This is a genomic window from Pseudomonas sp. GW821-FHT01D09 (assembly GCF_059422465.1).
In genome coordinates this window covers 15,887-39,842 of the sequence record NZ_JBWKWY010000032.1, presented here as the reverse complement: position 1 = coordinate 39,842, position 23,956 = coordinate 15,887, and the positions used below count along the sequence as shown (strand labels likewise).

Annotated in this window: 21 protein-coding genes; 9 read left to right on the top strand and 12 right to left on the bottom strand. The window is 52.9% G+C overall.

Going from position 1 to position 23,956, the window contains the following annotated elements; all coding sequences use genetic code 11:
- Window positions 1-85: 85 nt before the first annotated feature.
- From AC07W7_RS22350 to AC07W7_RS22335, 4 genes are all read right to left on the bottom strand, one after another.
- Window positions 86-1,462, bottom strand: coding sequence for an AbiJ-related protein (locus AC07W7_RS22350; RefSeq protein ID WP_495040153.1), 1,377 nt, complete (start codon window positions 1,460-1,462; stop codon window positions 86-88).
- 543 nt (window positions 1,463-2,005) lie between these two features.
- Window positions 2,006-2,680, bottom strand: a complete 675-nt coding sequence (locus tag AC07W7_RS22345; RefSeq protein WP_495040152.1) for a hypothetical protein — start codon at window positions 2,678-2,680, stop codon at window positions 2,006-2,008.
- Window positions 2,677-3,084, bottom strand: a complete 408-nt coding sequence (locus tag AC07W7_RS22340) for a RusA family crossover junction endodeoxyribonuclease (protein ID WP_495040151.1) — start codon at window positions 3,082-3,084, stop codon at window positions 2,677-2,679. Before AC07W7_RS22340 ends, AC07W7_RS22345 begins: the two co-directional genes overlap by 4 nt.
- Before the next feature lie 311 nt (window positions 3,085-3,395).
- Window positions 3,396-3,986, bottom strand: coding sequence for a hypothetical protein (locus tag AC07W7_RS22335; RefSeq protein ID WP_495040150.1), 591 nt, complete (start codon window positions 3,984-3,986; stop codon window positions 3,396-3,398).
- 263 nt (window positions 3,987-4,249) lie between these two features.
- Between AC07W7_RS22335 and AC07W7_RS22330 the strand changes: the two genes are divergently transcribed.
- A complete protein-coding gene (locus tag AC07W7_RS22330) occupies window positions 4,250-5,056 on the top strand; it encodes a hypothetical protein (protein ID WP_495040149.1) in 807 nt (268 codons plus the stop codon).
- A 119-nt stretch (window positions 5,057-5,175) separates the two neighbouring features.
- On the opposite strand, the gene AC07W7_RS22325 is transcribed toward AC07W7_RS22330, so the two are convergent.
- A complete protein-coding gene (locus tag AC07W7_RS22325) occupies window positions 5,176-6,480 on the bottom strand; it encodes an FRG domain-containing protein (RefSeq protein ID WP_495040148.1) in 1,305 nt (434 codons plus the stop codon).
- A 357-nt stretch (window positions 6,481-6,837) separates the two neighbouring features.
- Here AC07W7_RS22325 and AC07W7_RS22320 point away from each other — a divergent pair, with 357 nt between their 5' ends.
- On the top strand, window positions 6,838-9,462 hold the full coding sequence (locus AC07W7_RS22320; RefSeq protein ID WP_495040147.1) for a UvrD-helicase domain-containing protein: 2,625 nt from the start codon (window positions 6,838-6,840) through the stop codon (window positions 9,460-9,462).
- A 140-nt stretch (window positions 9,463-9,602) separates the two neighbouring features.
- Window positions 9,603-10,790: a hypothetical protein gene (locus AC07W7_RS22315; protein ID WP_495040146.1), complete on the top strand. Its 1,188-nt coding sequence runs from the start codon at window positions 9,603-9,605 to the stop codon at window positions 10,788-10,790.
- 38 nt (window positions 10,791-10,828) lie between these two features.
- Here AC07W7_RS22315 and AC07W7_RS22310 read toward each other — a convergent pair whose 3' ends face one another.
- On the bottom strand, window positions 10,829-11,347 hold the full coding sequence (locus AC07W7_RS22310) for a hypothetical protein (protein WP_495040145.1): 519 nt from the start codon (window positions 11,345-11,347) through the stop codon (window positions 10,829-10,831).
- Window positions 11,348-11,453: 106 nt separating this feature from the next.
- The gene (locus tag AC07W7_RS22305; RefSeq protein WP_495040144.1) at window positions 11,454-11,906 is read right to left on the bottom strand and encodes a helix-turn-helix domain-containing protein; all 453 of its coding nucleotides are present in this window, start codon (window positions 11,904-11,906) and stop codon (window positions 11,454-11,456) included.
- Window positions 11,907-12,136: 230 nt separating this feature from the next.
- Here AC07W7_RS22305 and AC07W7_RS22300 point away from each other — a divergent pair, with 230 nt between their 5' ends.
- On the top strand, window positions 12,137-12,649 hold the full coding sequence (locus tag AC07W7_RS22300) for a hypothetical protein (RefSeq protein WP_495040143.1): 513 nt from the start codon (window positions 12,137-12,139) through the stop codon (window positions 12,647-12,649).
- Between the two features lie 82 nt (window positions 12,650-12,731).
- Here the strand turns inward: AC07W7_RS22300 and AC07W7_RS22295 are convergent, their stop codons facing one another.
- On the bottom strand, window positions 12,732-12,890 hold the full coding sequence (locus tag AC07W7_RS22295; protein WP_495040142.1) for a hypothetical protein: 159 nt from the start codon (window positions 12,888-12,890) through the stop codon (window positions 12,732-12,734).
- A 192-nt stretch (window positions 12,891-13,082) separates the two neighbouring features.
- Here AC07W7_RS22295 and AC07W7_RS22290 point away from each other — a divergent pair, with 192 nt between their 5' ends.
- Complete coding sequence (locus AC07W7_RS22290; RefSeq protein WP_495040141.1) at window positions 13,083-16,478, top strand: P-loop NTPase fold protein; 3,396 nt, start codon at window positions 13,083-13,085, stop codon at window positions 16,476-16,478.
- A 147-nt stretch (window positions 16,479-16,625) separates the two neighbouring features.
- On the opposite strand, the gene AC07W7_RS22285 is transcribed toward AC07W7_RS22290, so the two are convergent.
- Window positions 16,626-17,078: a helix-turn-helix domain-containing protein gene (locus AC07W7_RS22285; RefSeq protein WP_495040140.1), complete on the bottom strand. Its 453-nt coding sequence runs from the start codon at window positions 17,076-17,078 to the stop codon at window positions 16,626-16,628.
- Between the two features lie 109 nt (window positions 17,079-17,187).
- Here AC07W7_RS22285 and AC07W7_RS22280 point away from each other — a divergent pair, with 109 nt between their 5' ends.
- The 3 genes from AC07W7_RS22280 to AC07W7_RS22270 are packed head-to-tail and all read left to right on the top strand — an operon-like array spanning window position 17,188 to window position 18,693.
- Window positions 17,188-17,934, top strand: coding sequence for a metallophosphoesterase (locus AC07W7_RS22280; RefSeq protein ID WP_495040139.1), 747 nt, complete (start codon window positions 17,188-17,190; stop codon window positions 17,932-17,934).
- Entirely contained in the window at window positions 17,931-18,314 is a 384-nt protein-coding gene (locus AC07W7_RS22275; protein ID WP_495040138.1) for a hypothetical protein, read from the top strand. Before AC07W7_RS22280 ends, AC07W7_RS22275 begins: the two co-directional genes overlap by 4 nt.
- Window positions 18,304-18,693, top strand: a complete 390-nt coding sequence (locus AC07W7_RS22270) for a DUF6957 family protein (protein ID WP_495040137.1) — start codon at window positions 18,304-18,306, stop codon at window positions 18,691-18,693. The genes AC07W7_RS22275 and AC07W7_RS22270 overlap by 11 nt, the downstream gene beginning before the upstream one ends.
- A gap of 541 nt (window positions 18,694-19,234) precedes the next feature.
- On the opposite strand, the gene AC07W7_RS22265 is transcribed toward AC07W7_RS22270, so the two are convergent.
- From AC07W7_RS22265 to AC07W7_RS22255, 3 genes are all read right to left on the bottom strand, one after another.
- Window positions 19,235-19,396, bottom strand: a complete 162-nt coding sequence (locus AC07W7_RS22265; RefSeq protein WP_495040136.1) for a hypothetical protein — start codon at window positions 19,394-19,396, stop codon at window positions 19,235-19,237.
- A 524-nt stretch (window positions 19,397-19,920) separates the two neighbouring features.
- On the bottom strand, window positions 19,921-21,642 hold the full coding sequence (locus tag AC07W7_RS22260; RefSeq protein WP_495040135.1) for an ATP-binding protein: 1,722 nt from the start codon (window positions 21,640-21,642) through the stop codon (window positions 19,921-19,923).
- Window positions 21,639-22,940, bottom strand: coding sequence for an SIR2 family protein (locus AC07W7_RS22255; RefSeq protein WP_495040134.1), 1,302 nt, complete (start codon window positions 22,938-22,940; stop codon window positions 21,639-21,641). Before AC07W7_RS22255 ends, AC07W7_RS22260 begins: the two co-directional genes overlap by 4 nt.
- Window positions 22,941-23,298: 358 nt before the next feature.
- On the opposite strand from AC07W7_RS22255, the gene AC07W7_RS22250 reads away from it, so the two are divergent.
- Window positions 23,299-23,877: a hypothetical protein gene (locus AC07W7_RS22250; protein WP_495040133.1), complete on the top strand. Its 579-nt coding sequence runs from the start codon at window positions 23,299-23,301 to the stop codon at window positions 23,875-23,877.
- The last annotated feature ends 79 nt before the right edge of the window (window positions 23,878-23,956 follow it).

Genomic DNA, 23,956 nt, shown 5'->3' with positions numbered 1-23,956 from the left:
GAAAAATGACTTGCTAGCCTAGATGGTTTACAGGTCATTTTTCTGGTTAACACCCTCTCCAGGCTGGGGTGTGGCAAGCCCAGAATCAAGGCGTCGTGATCAGCGAGTATCGCGCAAACAATGAACGATAGAATCCAATGAGCACCTCCTCGGCATTGGGCTGCTGAAGCTCCTGTACACCAAACCGGTAGACCTCATACCCCACCAGCCTCAGAGCCCTATCAGCTTCCATCATCTCAGCGTACAGCCTAGGGTTTGACCGCCCGTCTGTGTCGGAGTAGTGGTGTTTGCCATCAATCTCGATGACAACCCGAACCCCGCCCGGAAGCAGAAGAAGGAAGTCCATGCGTGACCTCAGCAAGGCCTCCTTGCCGCGTCGTGACACCGTCTGGGGATCCCAATGAAACCAGACCTCAGGCAGCAAAACGGGAAGTTCGGGGATTGCTGTCGTAAAGGCTTTGAAGAAGCTGGTGAAGGCGAGTGCTTGAGGGGGCGAAGACTTTGGTAGGCAACCCTTCAGGCGTTGATACAGGCGATTTTTGGCCTGGTCTTCATCTATGCCATAGGTCTGGGCATACCAAGCCTGCAGGTCGCGCCACAGGAGCCCGGAGCTCCCGATAGGACGGTCGTAGACCAACACTTCTTCAATCCCGGTCACGACCTCAATGTCGTTGTCCAAGGCGTTCCCCAGTCGCAGATCAGGCTTCGTGGTTGAGGCGAATATGAGGTTTTTGGGGGAGGACTGCTTGCTCGATCCTAAGTAGGCCAGGGTGGCTGTCAGAAACGCATCTTCTCCTACCCCCACGACAAGATGGACTCCACATGCTTTCAGCGTGTCGTTGACGATCTCGATGAATTTCCGCTGAGCAGGTTCGCTTGGCAATACCCGCGACGAAGCCAGATCTTCAACGAATCGGCCAAACCGCGCATGCGAGGATTGAAATGCACCGAGCTTGTCGAAGAGCGTCACCGCATTCCAATCGGAATGTTCGATGTAGTGACGGATAATTTCCTGGCGGAGTGTTGGAGTGGGTCGGAGTAAGTCCAGGAAGGAGATTGTGTCAATTCTCCAGTACTCGCTGAGCACCTGTTCAAACGCTGCCCTGTCAATGTATAGATCAATGGTGTTGAGCTTTTCCGCCAGCTCTCGACGGTAGCGGCCAGGGATCAATGGTGCTGTCCCATCATCCCACACAAGCTCTTGAAGCTGGTCTCGCTCATGAATCTCGAAGCTAAGTAGCTCTAGAGCTCTCTGAGCGGCAGCCACCATTTGAGTATCAGCAGCAATTTCTAAGGCTTTCTCAAGATGCCGCTTCTTGGAGTCGTATTCCGTGCAATCATCCAGACCAAGCCGGAAGAGCAATTCAGGGATCTGTGTGTCCGTGTAGTGATTTTTTTGATTGCCGAGGAGCTGGCTGAAAATTTCTCTCAGGCTGGTGAGGTTTCGCTGAGTTCGAGGCATGCGCTGGCGTTGACTCCGATGTTGTTGAGTTGATGCTACCACCGCCAAGCGGGGCATAGAGCAAGTCAGCATGTCACCTGCAGCGTTCTCATGGTCGGGAGGCCTAGTGGGTGGTCGGAGCGGGAATGATTATCCTACAAACTACGCTAAAGCTTAGTTTTGGGTCGGTAGTGGCCCGGAAATAAAAACTAAAATTTAGTTTATCTTTTAGAATGCATAGACCTATCGGCGACCTCATTGATAGAGTAGTTTATCGATTAAAACTGAAGAGTCGGGATTTCGAAAGTTCGAACGCGCTAAAATTAGCGAGAAGTTTGGCGCTGGCGAAGTGGGGTGGATGATAGTTGGCTATTCTCGCGGTAAACAGCGATAACTCAAAGGAAAACTGGTTCAGAATGGGCATTGAATTCAAAGAGGGCCTGCATCCTTCTGTAGGCGTGGCCCTTGTTACGTGCGCGTTAGCGTAGATTTTGGTAGCGAGAGATTAAATTACCACCTGCAGCTTTCGATAGCTTTGCTACGTTGCGCACATATGACTGACTTTTAGTCGCAATGTAGGCTGCGCCATTCTGCAAATATTCGACTCACGGTTTGCAGTATTGCGGAGAACTGATGTTGATCTATTTTTTCATTGGCGCCGTGCGCTATACGGTTCCGCTTGAACATGAAATCGAGCAGGAGGTCCAAGTCATTTACTGATATTTCTCCTTGCGAATACATATGTTTTAGGAGAGATGAGGGCGGAAGTCTTTCTACTGGAATTCTCTGGTCAATAGCTCGTTTCCGAAGGGCAGCTTCAAATATGCTCCAGATGTATAAGGTGGCGGGTTCAATGAGTCCTTCTCTGATTAGCGTGTCTACTTGTGACAGCTTGCTCTGAAGCTCTGCCCAAGTGGGTAAATCATACTCCGCAGTAGGAGCTTTTGAGGTATCAACGTCCTCAAGCGTTACAAGCAAAAACCTCCAGCCGTCATGCTTTGAGATTTCTTGAGCAATGGATTGGAACTTGTCAATCGAGATGCGCGACGCCCTTGTTTTGACTTCGATAATTAAATTTAGGTCGCCCTTTGTAACTAGCAGATCAGGTCTGTAGCCGCCTAGGTCAAAAGGGATTGCCTCCGCAGTTGGTTCTTTCACTACTAAAAAACCTTGTTGCGAGTAGTCATTGATCAGTGACTCTATCTTTTTTTCGTGTAAAATTTGGTTTGAAATATTCATAGATAGCTCCGAAGATCCTGTGCGTCACTAACCCTAACATAAACACATTCACTGCCCGCGATTACTCCGCTTTGAAGAAGTGGGGGCAGGCTTGTCACGTCAATAGGCTCTTGAAGAGAGCGGCGATGGCTGTCGACATCGGACACCAAGAAGTCATCTTCAAAAACAAGCCCGACGAGGGCATCTTGAATGGGCTTAATGATATTGTCTATATCGGCTGGGGAGTCGTCGCTTAGATAGACAATGGTAAATCGAAGGGAGGGTGAAGATACTGGTGGTTCCTCGCATCTCCAATGCTTGGCCGCTTCCCCTCGTACAAAAGCCTTCCATGCCTGGAGATTGGGCCTGTTTTTTGTTTGGTGGGACACTGGTCGTTGAGGAATTAGGAATTCAAAGGTTTGCATAGGCGCTTCGATATGGTGTCCAGTTATGGCAGATTTTTACTATAACTTAACATTGGTGGTAGGTGTTTAGTGTTTGATGGGCGATATATTTTTAGTGTAGTCCATAATCACGCATCATCCCATGTCCATTGAAATCCAGTATCGACATCATAGATGTACGGTCATTGTCAGGCCGCCTTGGCGCTCGCAATCTCCGCTTCGCCAGCCATTCCGAGATGGACAAGTATTGGTAGAAATATTCCGTGAAATGCATGTGGATCGTACCCATGTATTTACAGTCAGAAGCATTTGGGATTTTCCAAGCTGTCATTTTATTTAGAGAGTTGCTCAAAAACCCAGTTGATTTGGGGGCGATGGAAGATTATCCCGTCGTTTAGGGGAAAGTTTTCTGCCAGGCGTGGATCCGCAGTGAAATCCCATGCCCTAAGGGTTTCAGAGCACAGTACCCCAAATTCGGTTACAGAGCGCAGGGCTAAGAGCCAAGAAATTTCGTCGCGAGTGAAGCCTGCAAGTGGGAATTCACGAGCGGCATCTCGATGAATCGACCATTCAGCTTGAGCGGACACGAATAGCCACCCCCGCAGCGCATCTGGATCGGATTTGCTGACCACACTGGACATGTGATCAAAGGAGTTTTTTACTCGTAGGGCTAACCATCCAACGGATGCTAGCAGGTCGGCCTTCTGTTTTTTTAGCCGCGCCCGTTCGAGGTGATAAGGGATTAACCATGCCGCGATGATCGCAGCTATCGATCCCACCGCCTGCACCCAGGCTGGGGCATTTGGGCTGCTCCAGGGAACGTACAAGAGCAGGCCCCCGGCTAGCAGTAAAACAGGCGTAAGTAGATAAACCTTCAGGACGGCAGGGTTACTCGATTTGATCACAAACTCCCTTTGCAGCATCTAAACACCTACAGATAGTCATGCAGAGTGGCATGATGCCACTCGGACGCCCTTTCGGTGAAACACTTCTGAGTGTCATAAGCCCGCCCATGGTGAATTTGACGGTGCGCCTGAACTGTCGCCCCAATGACGGAACCAGCTTGATTGGACAGGGTGTCCAACTGGCGGGTACCCATTAGGGGCAAAAAGAGTTTCAAATGGGTACCGCCACCCCGGATGCGGAACGGTAGGCTTGGGACACGTTAACCAATAGGACTCACCGAGTGCACACACCTTCCGAAGCCGTACTCCAATGCGAAAGCCTTCTGCGCACCATGATGGAGGATCTTGAAGCCAGGCATATCTGGCCGAATGTGCGCGGTATCATTGCTGGCATGCTCAAGCGGCGCATCGAGCTTGCAGATGTATACGAAGACGTTCATGCCGCACTGGCCAAAACTCCCAGGGCCTTGTATGGATTCTGGGACGCTTTCGTTCACGCCGCTGATGGGTGGAATCCAGAAAAGAACCGAGCCGCCAGGCAAGCGCGTGATCAACTGGTTGGGATCAATACTCGGATCAGTGAGCTCGCTGACCAGATGGCAGCATTGCTCGACCGGCGCGATGAGCTTCATAACCATTCGGGGTTCAGCTCGGGTACGAAGTACCACATCATGGATATCGTGCACGAAGCGTCAGAGCACAATTATCAGTACGAGAGCTACGTGAAAGATGAGCTGGAGCGGCTGCAGAACCAGTACGACTTGAAGTACTGGCCGAAATTGGCTGAGGTCGTTCAGGCCATCGGTGACGATGCCGCAAGGGCAGAGGTTACCGCTTATGATGAGGTCACTGCGGTTGCGACGGAAAGCCGCAAATCCGGTCGTTCCGACTTCGTAAAAGCGCTTCTAGCCCACATTGACGACAACAAAGTGAGGGCTTGCGGTTTTATACCCAACAACTTTGCGCTCTCCGACAGCGCCTTGGCGTCACTCGTGAACTGCGGGTTGGACTTGAACGTAGATGAGCTCGTCGATGCAGATTTCATCAAGCGATTCCGTCAACGCCAAAGGCAGGCACAAAGGGCTTGATTGTAATGGAGTGAAGTCGTTAAGCGTCTCCGATCTCCTAGATACCTCCATTTAAGCCTGAATATGAAGCTTCGGAGGCGTCTAAGAAACCAGAGACCTTTAAGAGCCTACGAGCCTAATTACACAAAGCCATTGGGATCCTTCAGGAACTCTTCGGCGATGTGCAAAGCGCTAATGTGCTGTGCGTGGACGATGGGATTGTCGCATGAGCAATCGGTGATCTGTGATTCCCGTGTCCAAACTCCGCTGGCTTGCCTTCGATATGTCCAGCCCGTGGTGAAGCCGGCGCCGTTCAGTCGGAGTCCAGGGTGTTTGACCGTCAACTCACAAACCTCAAATAGGTCACGCCCACGGGGTATGACGCCGACACCTTTCTGGTAGAGCGTCAGATGATCGAGGGTTGGATGCTTGATCAACGTGTCGGCTTCGAATGCTACCGTGCCTTTCTCGTTAATTAGCTTCTCGATCGCAGGGAAGCGGAGGGGCTTGCTCGGGTCGGCTGACCCATAGAGCACCATGTCGGGGATCTCGACGACGATTCCACCGTGAGGGTTACCATCAATCGAATCCTGGTTATCCAGAATTTTTGCACCACGATAGAACGCGGTTTGCGCACCTGCGATTTTCACAAAGCTCGGATGGTATTCTGGGAGCTCCAGTGCTCGCTTGAATGCAGGCAGACCTTTCAGTGCTGCCTCGGACTTGATCTCCTCCCAAGGCAGGCCCAGCAATGATTTCAAGACCGGATCTTCAGCGGGGGAGGGGAAGAGGGCACTCGTGTCAGTCAAGCCGCGCGTGGCAGCGTATTCCTGGAGAATGTCGCTAGGAACGGTGATTTGGGCGAGAAAGCAATGTTGCGGTATTGGATTTTGCAGAGGGCCCAGAAGCCAGGCTGACTGAGCCACGGTGCGCGGTCTGTAACCTTCAACGGTCAACGTAGCCAGGTCAACTAGGCCTATCGGATTCGCGGCCTGCTTGCACAGGACATATAGATGGCCTGTGCCGATCACAGGCACATAAGTCGCCATCCGTTTCTTGACCATCACTGCCTGCTCGTCACAGTCCTCGCAAAGCTCCAGCCTGGACGCTTCGGTGTATCTGTGACTCGCGAACCACGCGGCTACGGCTGGATTTGAGGTGCAATCCACGTAGGACGAACGCCAGCCGTAATGCTGAAGGAGTGCCTGCTGATAGGCAAAATCAGTTCGGTGTCTGCCGATATATGCATCCAACACGCTTTGAGAATAGCGGCACCATTTGAGCATTTCGCTCGGTATGCATCGGTTCCTATCGAAGGACGTGACGACGGAGGGGGCTCCAATCTCTCCGTAATGGGAGGTCTGGCCACGAAACAAAACATTCTCACCAAAACCCTCAATGAGCCGGTTTAACTCTTCGACGCTGTTCGCTGCATATTCCTGCAAGCTGCATCCCTCGCGATTGCGTTGATATTCGTGCCCCCTGTGATCTGCAGCTTATCCCGGAATCAGCAGTAGGGACATCTCGGGGACGGATCTGCTAAGGGTTCAGATCGGCACGATGATCGACTGCGGGCAACACACCTTTTTTCTTCGCCGCCGTGGGCCATCAGCCACTCATCTGGCACTGACCGTCGAAGCGGCTGATTACATCGCGTGCCGAGCAGTTCACGAAGGCTAAATCGCGGCATATCTGCGGACTAGAGGCTTTTCGCCATCAATATAGTGATAACCTCAGGCTTTTCGCCATGAAGACGTGCCTTGATGTCTGGCACTCTCCAGTATGCAGGGAGCCCTTAGCTAGTGGATTCACCAAAGAACGACTCCAATTCTCCGTCGCTCCAGCCTCGCGCCTCGGCAGAGCGTAAAACCCCGCCACCTGATAGCCATGCGATGCGTGCGAAAGGCCGTTTGGTCAGTGGTATCACCAACTTCCTCTTGGACGCCGTGCGTTTTGAACAACGCTCCGCCTGGAAAGCTGGACATCAGATCGGTGTAGCGGAGGGATTCGAATCGGGTCGAGAACATGGGCTGCAGCTCGGACAGGCACAAGGTAGAACTGAGGGACATCTGCAGGGCAAGACAGAGGGCTTGAAAGAGGGCTTTGCTGAAGGCCATAGCGTAGGCCTCGAAGAAGGTAAGCTGATCGTCGAGTTGCGCCCAGGGTTTGGTGAAGAGCCCGGTGCGCCGGCCACGAAAGAACCTGCCCTGTTCAAGGATTGGAGATTTGCCATTACGCCGGAGATGGAAGCCCAGATCCGCCGGGACGTTGCGCATTATCTGCCTGGCCAACCTCCGTCAGATGACCAATGGAAGATGATTCTGTCGACGACCCCAACCACTGCGGTCGTTGCGGGGGCAGGGTCTGGTAAATCGACAACGATGGTGCTGAGGCTGATCGTTCTCTACCACTATTTGAAGATTGACTTGGCGAGTCTCACGGTCGTCACATTCACGAAGGAATCCAAGCTGGATTTCGCGAAGAAGGTGCGTGAAGTGTTTGACCTGTGGGGGTACGAGGTTAGCGAGAAGAAGTCGCTAGAAATCGTCCGCACGTTCCATTCGCGCATCCTCTCATTCGCTAAGAGCATTGAGGGCTTGGGCGAGGTAAAAGCGTTCGAGTTCTTGGACAAGGATCTCAGCGAAAGGGAGAAGGACGGGTCAGCGCTGAACATGAAGCTGGGCGAAATCCAGCTCGACCTGATGAAGGCCCTCTACCAAGATCTCTACGAAGGAGATGCAACCTTCCGTGGGTTGATCGGGCAGCTGTATCAGCGCTCGCTGCTCCTGGACGAGCTGGACAAGGAACATCCAGATGTCCAAGACCGCAAAGATTGGGCTTGGGCCATGGCGAAGAATGATGGAGCTTTGTGTTCGACGCTTGAAGGCCTCTGGAGCGCTGCCGGGCATTGGCCCATCGACGGCATTGTGCCGACGAACAAGAAAATCCGGTTACTTGGCAAAGACTTCCAGGTCAACGGGTACATCCCCGAGTACAAAACCTATGTGATCCTAGGGGTGGATGATTCAGAGCCGGACGAGCTCAAATTGGATATCCCCTACGGGTCGTATTTGCGCAAGCATGTTCGGGACAAACGGACGATTTTCCAGGCTTTCTGTAGCCGCCGAGTTATCTCCCTGAAAAGCTACGAGCAGGCGTCACAATCGGTCGACGCACTCTGTGGTCGCGCAATCGCATGTCCGGCATTTTTTTACAAGGTTCGAGGGGAAATTAGCTCTTCCCACATCATGGAGGCGTTCTACTCCACCGCTTCCTTTATTGAAAACCTGGGCCTGGATGCGGTCAGCGCGGTCAAAAAAATGAGCTTGTATCCCGATGATCCTGATGTCCCATTCTTCCATGCCTTGGGGATTTATTGGGCTGCATTCAATCAGCGGCTGCTGGAAATGAGTCCGCCCATCATGACGTTCAATAGCATGTTCGCGATGTTCAGCGAGCGAGGCTACAAGAATTTCCGGGCAGTGCCGGACAGCGTTCTGCGCCCCATGTCGACGCTACTTATCGACGAGTTTCAAGACGTGGGTGCAAACACCATCAGTTGGGTCAGGGCGACGTTCGGCGAGATTGAGCGGCGTGGTTTGAGCGTCAATACATTCGGTGCGCCTGCACATGCATCGCTGATGGCCGTCGGCGACGACTGGCAAAGCATATATGGGTGGCGAGGCAGCTCTCCGCGTTTCCTGATGGAGTTCGACAAGGAATTCAAATCTCCCGCCCACACTGAAGTGTTCATGCAAGAAAACCATCGTTCGCATCAAATGGTGGTGGACGCTGCTGAGTCGATCGTCAAGAAAACGCCAGGTTTTGAGAACAAACACGGTGTCGCGGTCAACAAATCTGTGATCGGCAACCAAGTCCCAGTGGCGGTAGGTGAGTTCGACGAAAAGCACCTTGTTGAAATGGTTGAGCATCATTACGAGGCCGGCCATACCATCCTGGTGCTTTTCCGCAAGCGCGCCACAGAAAAGGAAGCAGAGAAGGCCCTCTCGCAGGTTCTTCAGCGAGCGCGTGACGAAAAGCAGAAGAAAAGGATCAAGCTGTTGACCTATCACTCGTCGAAAGGCCTTCAAGCGGATGCCGTTTTTCTGCTCGGCGATTGCGAGGTCACGAATTCGTCACCCTCGAAGAATGACTTTTACGCCCAGGCTGGCATGGGCAGCCCAGGTGATCCGTGCGGTTACGATAGAGCTCAGCAGCACGAGGCGCTGCGGACGGCCTATGTTGCGATCACTCGGGCGGTAACCTTCTGCTACTGGTACATCACTTGGGATGAAAAGGTGCCGGCGTGGGAGAAAGCGAGTCGTCATATCGTTGTCGAGGAGCCTTTCTGGAAGGTCGTGGGTCACCGTGCGCTATCTCGTTCGGATGGGATCAAGCGCAAGGCAGCGACGGAGCGCTTATCTTGATTAATAACTTGGATCAAGGAATTCAAGTAGTCAGTCATGGGGGGGCTTCCCAATGCTAAAAAAGTATGATGTGCAGCCCAATTTGGATTCGACCTGCATGACCCTCAAAATTCAAAGCTATACTTTAGCGTGACTAATTCGTGAGCGAATTTGTGAAGAGAAATAAGTTTGCGTTCTTTGTAGTATTATCGATTCTAGTGACTTCGTTGTTAGTTCTGGCAATTCGCCAGGATGCGCCGCATTTTTTTCTGATTGGGGTGTTAATCACTACGTGTATGCTTGCGGTACTATCTTACTATTTTCAGTGGTTTAAGCTGGATGACAGGCAGCTATTCAATCAGCCGCTTTTTATTATCGCAACTTCTTATCCGGTTTATTTGTTCGTTTTATTTGGGGTCTGGTCATGGCAGGGTTACAGTCTGGATCTTTCCTCTCAAGGCTATGGTTTGTTCCTTGAAATCAGCAAGTTTCCGCTGATTATACTTGCGTCATCCGTACCTCTCGGGGCTATCGTGAATAACGTGCATCGCACGATTCAGACGGAAAAACAGATTGATGATGCAGGTCTAAAAAACCGGAATGACATATATTATGGCCATGTCAAGTTTATTTTAGATCAGTTTGATAAGATTAAAGGTAAGAAAATAGATCGCATTTATGAATTAGTGGAGCCAGGAAATGCCCTCGATGAAAACAGTGAGGCTACAACGAAGGAGTTTAACATAGAGGCTTGTATATTCATTGGGCAGCCCATGGATCTATATCGAAGGATATATAAATATTCGCGTCCTAAGACGGATTCCAGCTTCATGGTATGTCCCGACTTCCTGCGCGAACTGCACGATGAGTGGAGCAAGATTCATAACTTGTGCTTATATAGAAAGGAGTGGGGGCCGCAACATTATTTCAAAGCCCCTCAAGAATTGCGCATAAAGAATTTTAGCGACATTGATATAATTTACACAAGGATCTGCAAGCTTTTGTGTTTAGGCGGATTTCATTCTGATTACAGCTTAGTCTTGCAAGCCAAGAAATCAGGGTGGCAGTGGTATTCGACATTTGTTACTGGTGTCCATATGTATGAATCCCTTCAGTCACTAGCCGCTGTAACTGAGCTTATATTGGACAGGATTCGCGATGAAAACGTTGATCAGGCTTTTCCTTCAAATGAATCTGTGTTTAAGATAGGCTCTGGGTTTGTTACTGACTTAAGTATGTTTTTCGATACTATAGGTATAGGGTCGTATCAATCGCCAACACTTACGAGTCTTCATGGTCTGCACTTGATAGACGGCATAAAGGTCGAGCGTGATGAAAAAAGTGATTGACAGCCCTCAACGCTAATTTCTGCTACAGGCGAGATAATTCATATTTGTGAGGCCGATAATTCGTCGAATGGTCGGATGGCCCGGGCGTTGTCGAGCCACTCCTCAGGGTCTTCCAGTTTTTCTCTTACATAGACACCGTCGCCATTTAGGTAGCCAAATGCGAGATACCGCAGATTTTTCCGATGAATCATGTAGGCTGCGGTGACACGGACTTGGCATGCATATTCCGACCCGTTGAAGGCAGCGGCAAGCAATCCCATTCTGCTCAGTGTCAGCTGAGTTTGCTCTCGCACAAATTTGACGAATTGTTCCTGGGAATCTGCTAGCTCAGCTTTGAGCTCCTTTGGACGACCGTCTTCATGTTCAATCCCGTAGAGCCATACCGTTTCATCGGTTTCGACGAACATCACATTCTTGAATTCACGACATGATCCACCAGGCTCACAGGCCTTGATATCAGCGACCCAGAGTTCGTCATGCTGGGAGTCGGGGAAGCGGCCCGCAAGACGCGGGCTGGACGCTGCGTAAGTAGTGGCGGGAAGGGCGTTGCCCTGCATAGCTGCTCCAAGATACTCGACCTTCAGTCTGGCTTTGAGTGTAGCTAGCGTTGGGAAAAGTCGGATCTTGCCGAACAGCTTCGGTCATTGAGAAAACTATTAAGACTCAATGCCAATGCCGCTGAACCGTGCTCCTGGGCAGTTCCAGTTGCTTGGCCACGTCAACCTGTTTAAGCCCTTGGCTTTTCAGCTCCTGGACTTGGGCGCGGATAGCGGCTGCCTTTACGCTCGTGGGATGCGCACTGCCCAGGTCATCAGCCGACACCGGGGGAATTTCATCAGCCAAACCGATTTTTTCCAGCTCGCTGATCGCTTGCTCCAGTACGGCCCTTGGCGTCACCTGGGAATCGCAAGCCATGGCAGCTGCAATCAAGGCTGACGGTGACAGATCAAGCGCTTGAGCGAGATCGCTTGCGGCCTTCAGTGTCGGAGTCGTTTTACCGCTCTCAAGCTGACTGACATGTGATCCAGTCACAGCGCCAGTCAAATCCTTCTGTTTCAGTCCTTTAACGGTGCGTATCAGCCGCAGCGCTGCTGCAAAGCCTTCCTGGATCGGCATGGCGGGAGCCCAAAAACCTACGGTATGCCGCGTTTGCCCAAAACCATACAAATCTATATATTTAATCGACTGGGCTATTCGCCATCATGACTGGGATCTCGCCGCTCTCGGTGGCGGGGGCAGCCACAGAAGCGCCGTGCATCCTGGGGCCTCTGGTGCTTTGAAACACCAGTTAGTGGTTATTGAGTCGATTGATAATTGTCCTACGGAATGGGCACAAGGAACCTGAGATGTCGGAGCTGAAAAAAGTCACTGTTACGGTCAAGAACTTTGAGTTTCACTCGTCGCAGGACTGCGCACGACTCTATAAAAAAATTCGTGTGTTAGATGAGTCAGGAAAGATTCTCTACTACAAAAATCTAATCATCCCTAAATACTTAGAGAGGCGCGGTGCATTTGCCTCTGACGTTCCCAGAACATGGTTTGTGAAAAATATCCATAAGTCTGCCGTAGTATTGGTCGCTTTTGAGACCGCCAACGGAACGATTGAATACGACCTGGATGAAATTCGTCAGTTATCTCGATCAGGCTTCTGGGCTGGGGTGATGATCGGCGTCGCGTCGATCCCTGCGGGCATTGTCATCTCGTTTGCAACGTTTGGGGCCGGGTTGCTGCTGATCCCGTTTGGCTTGTACCAGGCTTACAAACAAGTCTTCCGGATCCCAGCGATTCTTAGTCGCAAGCGGCTGCTCCAAGATTTTTCCGAGCTAGGGATTACTGTGGGCGAAGGGTGGTCACGTTAGATGCAGAGGGAACCCTATGCCTCTAACCCCATGACTACCTCGGATATTTCTCGTTTCTGCTCCATCCTGGAGTCGTGCAGGCTCAGAGCGCCAGCAGTTCCAGTTGCGGTGCGATATGGGTCTTCCAGGAACGCAGGAGCGGCAGACGGACGAGGTAGTACATCAGCCAGCACGCATAGATGACCCACTGTTCGTTGCGCTGGTTCAGGCAGTGGTGCTCCCGTACGCGAACACCTTCCAAGCTGTAGGATTAGCATGCATGGCGGCTTGCCATCCACGCAATACATCCTTATCTTGTGGTTTTTCATTTTGCCATTACTACATATGGTGTTTGACGCGCGCCGAAACTCTTACGTTTCGTTTACTCCAAGCGTTCGACGTCACACTTTAGTCGACGGCCATGCGGCCCGGGAAAAGGATAAAAGGGACTTCTATGCGGTTGATCAATTTCCACACCGAACATCCCGCAAGCAAGGACGTGTTCCCAGGCGGCAGCCACGATAAGGTGGCGAGCGCAATTCATGGTCATTTGTTGAGCTCCACGCCCTCGAAAGTCGTAGGGCTGGATGGTGAGTTCGGCTCTGGCAAGAGCTCGATCTTGAACATGCTGAAGGCGAAGCTGACCGCCGGCGATCCCGATTTTCGGGTGTGGTTTTTTGACTGTGAGCAAAATTACCAAGGGTCTACGAAGAGCAATTTCATTGAGCTGTTTACCGATGAGGTGCTTCAAGAAGTACATCACGTCAGCAAGGCAGCTGCGGCCCTAAGGGCTTCACGTGACAGGGCGCTGGGCCGTCTTTTCGAGTACACCAAAAAAACCAATAGCCGGGTCAGCGCCTGGGCATTGGGCGTGATCGCCAGCCTTTTCTTTGCGGCCACGTCATTTCGCGAGATATTCGCGCTTACAAGAGGTGCCCGTTCGGGTGTCTCCACTCCGGCGCCTGAAGGGACTTGGCTCCCGGATTTTTTGCAGGGCACCTCCTCGGGCTTGATTGCCGTTCATGCCATCTCCCTGCTCAGCCCGATTCTGATCCTTGGCATTGCCAAACTTTGGCACTGGAACACCAAAGTAGGAGAGGAGAACTGGAGCCTGCTCAGCCTGTTCAAAGGATCAAGTGACGATCGCATAGAGGAGAAGATTGAGGTTGGCAAGGAGGTCACGCCTCTGGATCTGAAGCGGACGTTGCTTGAGCAGCTGAAAGTGGTGGAGAGCAAGCGTTTCGTCATCATCCTGGACAACCTGGATCGTTTGCCCAAAGATAGCCTGCGTTCGGTTTGGAGCGACCTGGAGATCTTCATCGCGGTTGCTGCCGAGGCGAAGAACCTGACCGTCATCGTCCCATTCTGTTCGACGAAGGTTGCGGAATATTTAAAGGCAGATGGCGATCGTCGGTACGACAGTAAAGACTTCATTGCCAAGAAATTTCCTGTGGTATTTCGTTCGCCCCCTGTCATCACCTCCGGCTGGAAGGATGGGTTCCGCCAGTTGTGGAATCATACGTTCCCTGGTGAGGGGGGGATCATCATCGAGCAGGGCGCTCAACTGTTGCAGCGCCATAGTCCGATGGCGAACAACCTTGTAACCCCACGGCTGCAGAAGAAGTTCATCAACGACATAGCCACGACCGCTCTGGTTGTGGGAGATGACATAAGTCTGCTGGCGATCGCTGGACATCTGTTGCTCTGCAAATACGCGGAGTTTTCGCTGGTAGAGCTATTGCGCTTGGATGGCTTTACAACTGCCTATCTGGCGGATCTGGAGAAAGCCCAGACTGCCCAAATCGAACTCGTCAAAGATACCCAAGCGCTGCTGAGTGCGGCCCTAGGCGACTCAATGGAGACCGGTTGGCAGATTCAGTTCCTGCAGATTCACTATCTGACATCGGGTGACATTGCGATCGCTGAGTTGCTTGACACCCCATTGGTAGAGGCATTCGCGAGCAACGATCATGAGGGGCTTGCGAGACTCACTCCGCTGTTCGGCTTCTCAGACGCGATGAAGCGACTCATCGCTAAGCGACCCGTGCTGGCATCCTTGCTTCCAACTATCTACCAAGCGCATCAAGAAGTTCGAGGGGAGTGGATTGCGTCGCTGATGGATGTGATCAACTCCGCCCAGCTTGAGCTCTTCAGCAAGACGCACCCAGGGTCTGAAAAGTTTTATGAGGCCGTTCGCTACTGCAAAATCCATGGATTGAATGGGCGGCTGCTCGAAGAACACGGCGGTCGGTTAAAGGCCGATCTAATAAGCGTGCTGAATTCCAGCTTTGATCAAGATCAGTTGGAGCCGGCATGGGAGCTCATGCAGGAGTACGACCTCTACCTTCTAGCTCAAGGTTTGGAGTTCGAAGAGGTCGTTGTGAAGCGGGCGGAGCACCTAATGCACCTGCTTCCCGATATGTCCCATCTCCAAGTTATCAATGCTAAAGCGTTCAGCTTCCCGAGCTCAGGTCTGCCTGACGCACACTTGCAACTGGTTAGTTGCCCAGACCATCCGCTTGATCGAGTTCCATTGCCCACCGAGGCAGTTGTCCCAGCACTCGAATGGCTGTACGCAGATCGCAGCTTAGGTACAGGTCTGACCGGTGGGCTCTCTGCTACCGATGCAGCAGCGCTGGCAACATTCGTCGGTGCTTCCGGTGAAGTAGAGAATGCAGTAGTGGGCTTGGGATTGGCCGCGACTGTCGATCAGGTCATCTCCACCACTATCACCACGTTGCTGACCAACAACGCCAGCCCTCTCATCAAGGCTGTGGCAGCTATCACCTACATACGTCAAGCGGATGCTGAGGCCTTGGCGAAGCTAGGTGATTTGGAGGGAGTCATTGAGTCTTCTGTCTTCCGTGCGCTCGCAAACGCAACGCTCAAAACCGGTGCGCTATTCGAACTGCTGCCTGATGAAGACGTCGGTGATTCGATTAGCAGTTTCCTGGCCTATCTCATACAAGAGCGGCGTATCGGCGCGCTGCAGTACGGTTGGATCGTGGCCAACTTCAGTTTGCTGACAAAGGCGCTTGCGCCCTTTGGTGTATCCGACAGTGATATCGCAACTTGGTTGACCAGGTGGGATACGTACGTCGAAAAAGGCTGCCAAGAAATTCTCAAAGCGGACGCCTCTTTGATCGGCGTCGTGATGCATTCGGATGAGACGATACTACCTGTCACGCGTGAGGGAGTACTGAGGCTGATCACCAGTGAGGAACGCACGCGTGATGAATGGGTTCAGATCATCTCCGTGGGGGCAAAGCAGCACCTGGTGCTCATAGACGCTATCGTGGAGAAGCGCCTTCCCATACCGACGGTTGCTGCAGTCATTGATGCTCTGATTGAGGTACTCGGTTCACTCGCCAATGGTTCGATGTCATCCCCGTGGGGGGCGAAACAGTACGCCATTGTGGACGCGCTATTGAAGGCACTCGACGCTCAGCAACGAGATGTGATTGGCATTCGACTGAGGTCACTGCTCTTTGCTGAGTCCGTCGATCCTGATGATTTCGTAGTACCGCTGGCCAGGTACGGCCACCTGATTCCTAACGTCCAGCCTGCGAATCCTCAAGAAGTGCAGCGGATCGTCCTGTTCCTGGCTTACCTCAGCCGTGATCCTGACGGACTTCCGGCGCTGGCCAAATTTTTTGATGCCAAGGCCGAGCAGATCGCCGCTTTCAAATACTCATCTGAACTCCGGAGCACGATGGGCGAGGCGGTGGCCAAGCTGTCCATGGTCACTCCGGCCTTGTACAAAAAGTTTGCCGAGACGAAAGGGTTCAAACGCCTGATTCAGTCTCTCAAAAGAGGCGCTCGCGACACGGAATCTGAACAGGAGACGTGATGGGCCATATCGCGAGTCGCCTCTTAAGAGGTGGCTCACGGCGCATGCCCGGGCCTAGGTTTCAGTCGTCCAATGGATTTAGAGGTAAGTGAGGTGCTGGATCTGATGGACGAACTGAGCAGGGGGTTCTGTGCCTAGTAAGTGTCATCACTTAATCCAATAGCGATCGACAGTGGTTCGCCCGATACCAAGCTGGCGGACAATCTGCATTTTCGCCCAGCCTTCAGCCTGGAGCTTCTGCACCGCCGCACGGGTCTCTTCCGCCCGTTTGCCCCTGACCCCCGCAGTCGCCGAGTCCTGGGGTTCGTTATGAAGCTGGCCGGCCACCTGTAGGTCATCAAGCTGGGCATCCCATTTGACCTTGTAAGCGTCCAGCGTCTGCTTAGAAAGCCTGGCCTCGGTTGCGAACAACACGATGCTGGGGGAAACACCCAGCACCCCGCACAGCGCGTTAAGCCTACCCAGTGTGAGCGCCTGTTTCCCTTGCTCCACTTTGCTCAGGTGATCGAGGCTGAGCGCTTCGGCACAGTCTTCCCGGGCGAGGTTCGCCGAGACGCGTACCTCTCGCAAGACCTGCCCAAGCGCTTTCAAATAATCCATCTTCCGGCTCGCTGCCAAAGAGAGGATATAGCCATCTTTTGACGCGCCGCATCCTGTGCATATACCATTATCTAGTGGTGCGTCATGGCGGCGCTCAATATATAGGTAAATGCTAGAAATGCGACTACTGGTGATGTCCGATCTCCACTTGGAGTTTCGTTCGCTGCGCCTTCCCGATCCTGACCTCTATGACGTCGTCATTCTGGCCGGCGATGTGCACAGCAAAGCGCGGAGCACTCGTTGGGCAAGCGAGCACTTTGATAAGCCCGTGGTCATCGTGGCAGGCAATCACGAGCTTTATGGGTCGTCGTGGGATAAAGCTTTCGGGCGGCTGCATTCGGACGCCAAGCCAAACGTCCACTTTTTGGAGCGCAGAAGCATCGAGCTCGATGGAGTGAGATTCCTGGGATGCGCGTCCTGGACAGACTTTGAGGCCTCCGGGAACCCCTCGCTCGCGATGCTCGACGCCCGGATGATGATGAATGATTACAAGCATATTCGGCTGGAGCCCCGGTACAGCAGGATCTCGCCTGAATTCATCCGAAAGCAGGCGCAGGAGTCACGCCAGTGGCTGTACGACGAACTTTCCAGGCCCTATGAGGGAAAGACTGTGGTCGTGACCCACCACCCTCCGTTGATGTGTTTCGTACCCGCGTCGGAGCGACATCCCCACTTGAGCGCCGCCTACGGTAATCAGTGGCCAGAATTCCTGGACTTGGACATCGATCTGTGGGTGTTTGGCCACACACATTGGGCTGTCGACGAGTCGCTCCGAGGAGTGCGATTCGTTTCCAACCCGCGCGGCTACCCGCAGGAAGAAACCGAATTCAACCCCGAATTTGTAGTTGAGTTATGAAAGAAAAATCGATCTGTACAGAAGGCTCGGTATATTTCCCCCCGGCGTTGCTCAATGCGGTGTTGGTAAATTTTGACGGGCGCATCGACGGCTATCTGCTTGACGCCCGGGCGCGTGACGCGGGTTATCGAGCTGCAATTTTTTTTGATGCGTCGAGCCGCTACGGCAATGGCGATGTGGTGCACACAGGGAAAATTCTGAAGATCAGCGAACGCCATGGTTATCACCTACTGACGACGGTCGAAGGTCAGCGCTACGTCGTTGTCAGTTACCTGATGCTGTTGGTCGATGACTCTGGTGAGGGCGAGCAGTTTGAGGTGGTGTCGCTGATCCATAGAGGCGCACAAGATTCGACAGGAGAGGGCGGAGATGGTCACTGATCCGTACGAGTACTTGGGACGCCCGAGCCTGGTGATGACCGGTTTTGATACCACGTTGGAGGTGAGCATTCAGGACGCCCAAGCTCGATTCCCTAACCGGGCACACTGCGTCGTATCTGAATGGATCTGGGTAGATTTTCAGGGTTCGCCGCTCTTGGTTGAGGGCTTGGCATTGCAGGGCGTTACTCCGAGCGTCTTGGTCGCCGTAAACGTGCTCCACGACAGCCAGGATCGCTTCCGAGCGGGCCGGGGGATACGCACCTCACTTCTTGTGCGGTATGAAAGGCCTGGGTACTTCGTGACTCGAAACACGGTGTACGTGATGCTGGGCACTGGCAGACGCGCCCGGCTTCCCTACCGGGGTGAATATCTCATCTAGAGCTCGCCTTGTAGGGTTCAGGTGGATATCTTCAGTCGCCACCTGCAAGTAGGAGTTGGATTCCAAGCTTCTGGGCAGTGTCGTACAAAGGTATCCAGAGGCGACAAAAGATTCAAAATGGCGACGAGTTTGACACCCCACCTCTTGAAAATTTTGAAGCGAGACGGAGCTCTTATATTTGAGAGCAAAGAAAAAGCTACCGTGCTGATGCCACCGATGATGACAATGCCAGGCTCGGTGCTAAGGCCACGCTTTTCGCTTTTGATCTTCGAGTTTTTCAGGCCTCAATTGCCTTGCCGATAGGCGAGGCGAGGGCTGGTAAGGGAGATCGTCTCTTAGGCCGCAGGCCACTGCTTTTGCTTTTGACTTCAAAAAAACAAACTGACCAACAAAAAAATTTTGAGTAGGGTAGCTGCGCCTGAATGGGCACCTGTGTCAGACAACACCGTTATGGATGAGGTCGTCCCGCGTTTTGACCCACTGAATCTCAGGCGGGCTACCGGTTTAAGGCATATTGGCGGCCATTCTGGATCGCTCCCGCTCAACCAGCGTTATTGGCAGCGACCAGGGCTTGCATGAGGGTGTCCAGCGCATCCGCTAGACGTTGATCTTCTCGAACGTCACCGCTATCTGGCTTGTGGCTTTGGCAGTGGTGAATAAGGGCGTCTAAGTCGTTTTGGTTGAGGTCAAATTCAATGTGCATTCCAGGGGCGCTTCCTGCTGAGTGCTCGGGCTGCCTATTACAGGCAGTAAGTGGCTGGGCGATGTTGTGAGGTAGTCGTTGGACAGTGATGTCGAGAGACTGGTATGGGAAAAGGCCTCAGAGGCTTACGGTGATTCTCTGGGCTCAATTTTGAATGAGGCCCTTGCAGGCTACAACCATTCTCCTGGGTTTGACGAACTGACTAGGCTGTACCCCAGCACCGTTGGGGACGGTGCATTGGCGATTCTGACCCAGGCATTGAGCCGCCGCTGGCCTAACGATTACGTGGAGAGATCCAGGTTGTACGTTGAACTCCGTTCTCATCTTCGCTCATACCTAAGATGGTATTTGCTTCGCAGGATCGTGCATGAACGGCGGGGTATACCAGTCTTGAGGGATGCTTTAAGGCATTCATCAAGACAGAAAGTAAACGTCGTTTTGGATGGAGCATTGGTATCGGTGAGTAACTTGTTCATCACCAGGTTGCTCACGCTTTGATCAGGCAATGCCCCATATGCATCAGTTCAGTGCCCCAGTGATCCCCAGCTACTCTGGAAACTTGGCCCATCCGATATGGGAGGTTGGGTTGGTCGACTGATTTGAATCGTAACCGGGATCGGGAAATCCACACCGACCATCGCTACCTCGCCTTGCTTCAGGTTCGGCAGAAATGCTGCAGCGGAGCGATCAATCTCACCGCAGGCTCGTTCAACGACTTCACGGTCACGGTCGTTCGTGAGCCGGTGGACGAGCAGGGTACCCATCTGACTGAGCACGCCTTCGGTTATGTCGCGAGGTCGCTGGGTCGCCAGGCAAATGTTCAGCCCGTATTTTCGACCCTCCTTCGCGATCAGTTCAAAGGCATCCAGATTCTCTAGGTCATCCTCGTTTCCGACGGTTTTGCCCAGGAAATTATGGGCCTCGTCGAGGATGGTGATTAGCGGCCTTGTCCTGAAAACCTCATCCCGGGCTCGCTGCAGTAGAAGTCTGCCGATAACGTTGGCCACAACCTCACGGGCGTTGAACTCGTATCCTATTGAGCTCAAACAGACCCTGAACAGTTTCTTGTCGCTGCGAATGAAACTATCCAGTTGGTCTACGAAACTGGGAAGGCCGGCTCCGGGACTGAACACGCAGCCCAGCGACGGCGATTCCATCACGCCGAGGATGCGGGTCATCAGGGATGAGCAGTGTGAGATCTCGTTACTTGCACCCCCAAAACGCTCCGAGTCGTTGAAAGCGGTCGGGTAGCAACACTCCTGCACCAACTGAGATACCAGCTTGCGAGGGTTAAATGGCGTTGTTGGATTTCCTACAAGGCTTGCATTGTTGCCTCTGTTCATGGCCTCGCGATAGACCTCTTTCGGTTGGTCTACCTTCCAGACGATGTGCTTCGGGAACAGATCAGGTGCGAGATGTACGAGTCGGAGGCTTTTGATCGCCTCCCTCAGCTTAGGGCCTTGGGTTTTGCCCGATGGCTGGAAAAGGGCTATGAAGTCGGATTCGGTGAAGCTCGTCGGCGGAATCGCGACTTCTACTGAGCCTCCAGCTAGGTGGAGAGGGCTGCCAAGGTGGCAATGAACAGTGTCATCGCCAACGAGCGATCGGTATTCGCCCGTGGCATCGATCAGCACTACTTTGGCTGAGAAGCGGCGACACTCCTCGATCAGCTTGGATGTCGTCCAGCTCTTGCCTCCGCCTGTGGAGCCCAGGATTGCGCAGTGCCGTCCGAAAATTTTTTCGGGAGTGACGGCAATTGGAAATCCCCCATCTCCGGCAACGTGACCAAGGTTCAACGCTACCTCAGGTGGCGCACCGTCCACCCCCGTTGAGGTCAACAAAGGGATCTGGGAAATAAACTCTCCAGGGGCGGAATAGACCCGATCGCCAAGCCGTGGGTATGAGCTCACTCCCGCTGTGACTCGCAGTGATTGCGGGTTTACTGAACCCAATAGGCGTATGAAGCCGATCGCATCGATTTGGCTGCTGCCTGCAAAGTCCTGTGAGATTTCAGAGCGATCCCTGTCAGGCAGTGTCACCTCGGTTATGCGCCCGAGCAGCACGGCTTGCTGGCCTTCAATTAGCACGAGCTCACCGACCTCACCTTTACCGTAACGGTTATGGCCCAAATACTGGCCGCTTACGTTGCCGGCATGCGCCAGGTTCGTCTTTACCAGGTGGGCGCTCACACTCGATACCACACCAATTTTGAGATTGCTGGCCAGAATTCCGTCGAGATCACTCATGTGTTTTGGCTCCCCAAGCGTCTGACGGCATTCGCCAACTGCTCTGCGGGAGAGGCTGTTCTCAGGTGCGGAATGTGGCTGACCAGATCGCTGAACGAGCCACTGATGAAGTGGATGTCCAGGCCACGCTTGGCGAGGTCATGGAATCTGCCCCAATAGTCGCTTGAGCCATGATGCCCCCGATTATGCAGGTGCGTGATGCATTGGAAATCGCAGAGTATGAGTTTCAGGCTCGGGTTGGATTGAATCGCTGAAAAGATGGGTTCGGAGAGATGATCATCATTGAAGCCGAAGCCGGCCACGATGAGGCAACTGTTGGGCTGACGCAGAAACTCCAGGTAGCGCGACAGAAGCTCCAGGTGAGGCTGCAGGAATGCCTGCTGGTATTTGCCTTTGGCAGGGTAGATGAGACACGCGTTCGTAGGGGTAGGCGCAGTGTGCTCGTAGATGTCCTTTTCATCTCTGCTCCAGCTCACTGATCCATGTAACTTCAGTAGTTGGAACACCCCTTCGGCAAACTCATGACCTTCCGCCTCCCGCCTGACGATGTCGTAGCTAAAATGCTTTCCATCGAACCGCCGCCTCCGGGTGTAGGAGAAACCATCGATGGCCATCATGCCGAGGTCAGAGGCTGCAGTCTCGAAGCACATGTCATAGTTTGTGGTGAAGACCTTCAGGCGAGGGTCTCGGACTCGTCGTCTCGCCAGCTTCTGCAGCAACTGCCTGTATGCAGAAATATCGGCGCTTGGAGCTCGCAGGAATGCTGAGCATGCATCCAAGATGACTGCTTTGACCTCGCTGACGAATCCTTCGACGGTCGCGTCCTTGTTGAAGGCGAGATAGGAGTCGCATTGAGAAAGGAAATGCTCGATGTTTGGATTGATGGTTTCTTTGTATCGCACCGCATCCATCACGCGCCCTGCGGCTTCAGTGGGATCCCCTGAGCCGGGTGTGCACATGGAGCGCTTCCACAAATCCCACATGCTTGGCCCACCTGGTGCACCAAGCGAAGTCCCACTTCCAGCCAAAAAGCCAAGATTGGGAACTTGCAGTGCCGCAGCGAGCATGTCCGAAAGTGCTGTACGGTTGGAAACGATCCTTGCTGGATCAGGTGGTGGTACGCCCTTGAGGACGATGTAGGCTTCTTCATTCAAAGGCGCCCAATCAGAAGCCCCTGGTGCCAGGTAGGCCTGAAGGCCCTTACGGTTGGCATCTAGCTCCACAGGTTTATCAGCAGGGGGGGTGGCTACGGCATCCACCGAAGGGGGTGTGGCCGGCAGGGCATTTTCGTTGGACATCAACACTATCCTTGAAGGTGTGGGCGTAACCCGAGGGCATGCTATGGGCCCAATCGAGTGCGCGTGATGTAACCTGTGGGCGACGCAGTGTTGGCATAATGACATCGGCGCTACAACGCCGAAAGGGTAGTATGTTTCGCCTTTATCTAATCCCTCTTGAGGTCGAGCATTTTCTCTTGAATGGCAACTGGACTCGACAGCCCTAAACCTCCTACCTGGCGTTCTCATTGGAGGACGTCATAGAACAAGATGGTATAGGTGCATACATCGTGTACTGTAAAAAAGCGAGATAGACCATGATGGGCTCGCTTCGCTGAAGTTGAGTCAGGCCCTTTTGGATAGGGATTTAGGAGGTGAGATGGCCTGGAAAATCGAGCAGTGGATGCGGGATGTGTTCCCTGGTGCAGATAGAATTTACGAAGAATATCGAGTACTGCCGAGACGTGAGCTTGCTATTACTGCCGGCGCGGTTCTCGATCTCGCACTAGTCGAAATTCTATCCATGACGCTGACAGGGCCAGAGCAGGAAATACATTCGTTTCTAGGAATTAACGGCGATGGCCGTGCACCGTGTGGCTCGTTTGGTGCCAGGATCCAGCTCGCGTTGCTCCTGTCGATAATCTCTGAAAAGGATGCCGCGATCCTCAGAGCGATCAAGAACATTCGAAATCAGCTCGCCCATCAGGTTAATGCAGATTTTGACTGTTCATCGGTTCTATCTCTGCTTAATAAGCTCCATGACAATTTCCAGGAGCTAGCGGAGAGCTTGATGGCGCCAGGGAGTCTTTCAAGCGCGTCCCGTTCAGCATATGCAATCAAGCCTTTTTTAGCCACGGAAGCTGAGGCCGGAGCTGGATTGTTGCTTGTCATTTTTTGCATCTACCAGGCATACCTGCATCGCATTTATGAGCGGTTGTCTGCCGATAAACAGGGCTGATTTCCTGAATGCGGTAACGTCCGTTACGGATTTAACGCTGCCGGCCGTACATGGATGCTTTCGCTTCTGGCCGATAGGT

Excerpts from the sequence above, each read along its gene's own strand:
- AC07W7_RS22350 (WP_495040153.1), bottom strand. The coding sequence starts at position 1,462 with ATGCCTCGAACTCAGCGAAACCTCACCAGCCTGAGAGAAATTTTCAGC.
- AC07W7_RS22345 (WP_495040152.1), bottom strand. The coding sequence starts at position 2,680 with ATGAATATTTCAAACCAAATTTTACACGAAAAAAAGATAGAGTCACTG.
- AC07W7_RS22340 (WP_495040151.1), bottom strand. The coding sequence starts at position 3,084 with ATGCAAACCTTTGAATTCCTAATTCCTCAACGACCAGTGTCCCACCAA.
- AC07W7_RS22335 (WP_495040150.1), bottom strand. The coding sequence starts at position 3,986 with ATGCTGCAAAGGGAGTTTGTGATCAAATCGAGTAACCCTGCCGTCCTG.
- AC07W7_RS22310 (WP_495040145.1), bottom strand. The coding sequence starts at position 11,347 with ATGCAGGGCAACGCCCTTCCCGCCACTACTTACGCAGCGTCCAGCCCG.
- AC07W7_RS22305 (WP_495040144.1), bottom strand. The coding sequence starts at position 11,906 with ATGCCGATCCAGGAAGGCTTTGCAGCAGCGCTGCGGCTGATACGCACC.
- AC07W7_RS22300 (WP_495040143.1), top strand. The coding sequence starts at position 12,137 with ATGTCGGAGCTGAAAAAAGTCACTGTTACGGTCAAGAACTTTGAGTTT.
- AC07W7_RS22290 (WP_495040141.1), top strand. The coding sequence starts at position 13,083 with ATGCGGTTGATCAATTTCCACACCGAACATCCCGCAAGCAAGGACGTG.
- AC07W7_RS22285 (WP_495040140.1), bottom strand. The coding sequence starts at position 17,078 with ATGGATTATTTGAAAGCGCTTGGGCAGGTCTTGCGAGAGGTACGCGTC.
- AC07W7_RS22280 (WP_495040139.1), top strand. The coding sequence starts at position 17,188 with ATGCTAGAAATGCGACTACTGGTGATGTCCGATCTCCACTTGGAGTTT.
- AC07W7_RS22275 (WP_495040138.1), top strand. The coding sequence starts at position 17,931 with ATGAAAGAAAAATCGATCTGTACAGAAGGCTCGGTATATTTCCCCCCG.
- AC07W7_RS22270 (WP_495040137.1), top strand. The coding sequence starts at position 18,304 with ATGGTCACTGATCCGTACGAGTACTTGGGACGCCCGAGCCTGGTGATG.
- AC07W7_RS22265 (WP_495040136.1), bottom strand. The coding sequence starts at position 19,396 with ATGCACATTGAATTTGACCTCAACCAAAACGACTTAGACGCCCTTATT.
- AC07W7_RS22260 (WP_495040135.1), bottom strand. The coding sequence starts at position 21,642 with ATGAGTGATCTCGACGGAATTCTGGCCAGCAATCTCAAAATTGGTGTG.
- AC07W7_RS22255 (WP_495040134.1), bottom strand. The coding sequence starts at position 22,940 with ATGTCCAACGAAAATGCCCTGCCGGCCACACCCCCTTCGGTGGATGCC.
- AC07W7_RS22250 (WP_495040133.1), top strand. The coding sequence starts at position 23,299 with ATGGCCTGGAAAATCGAGCAGTGGATGCGGGATGTGTTCCCTGGTGCA.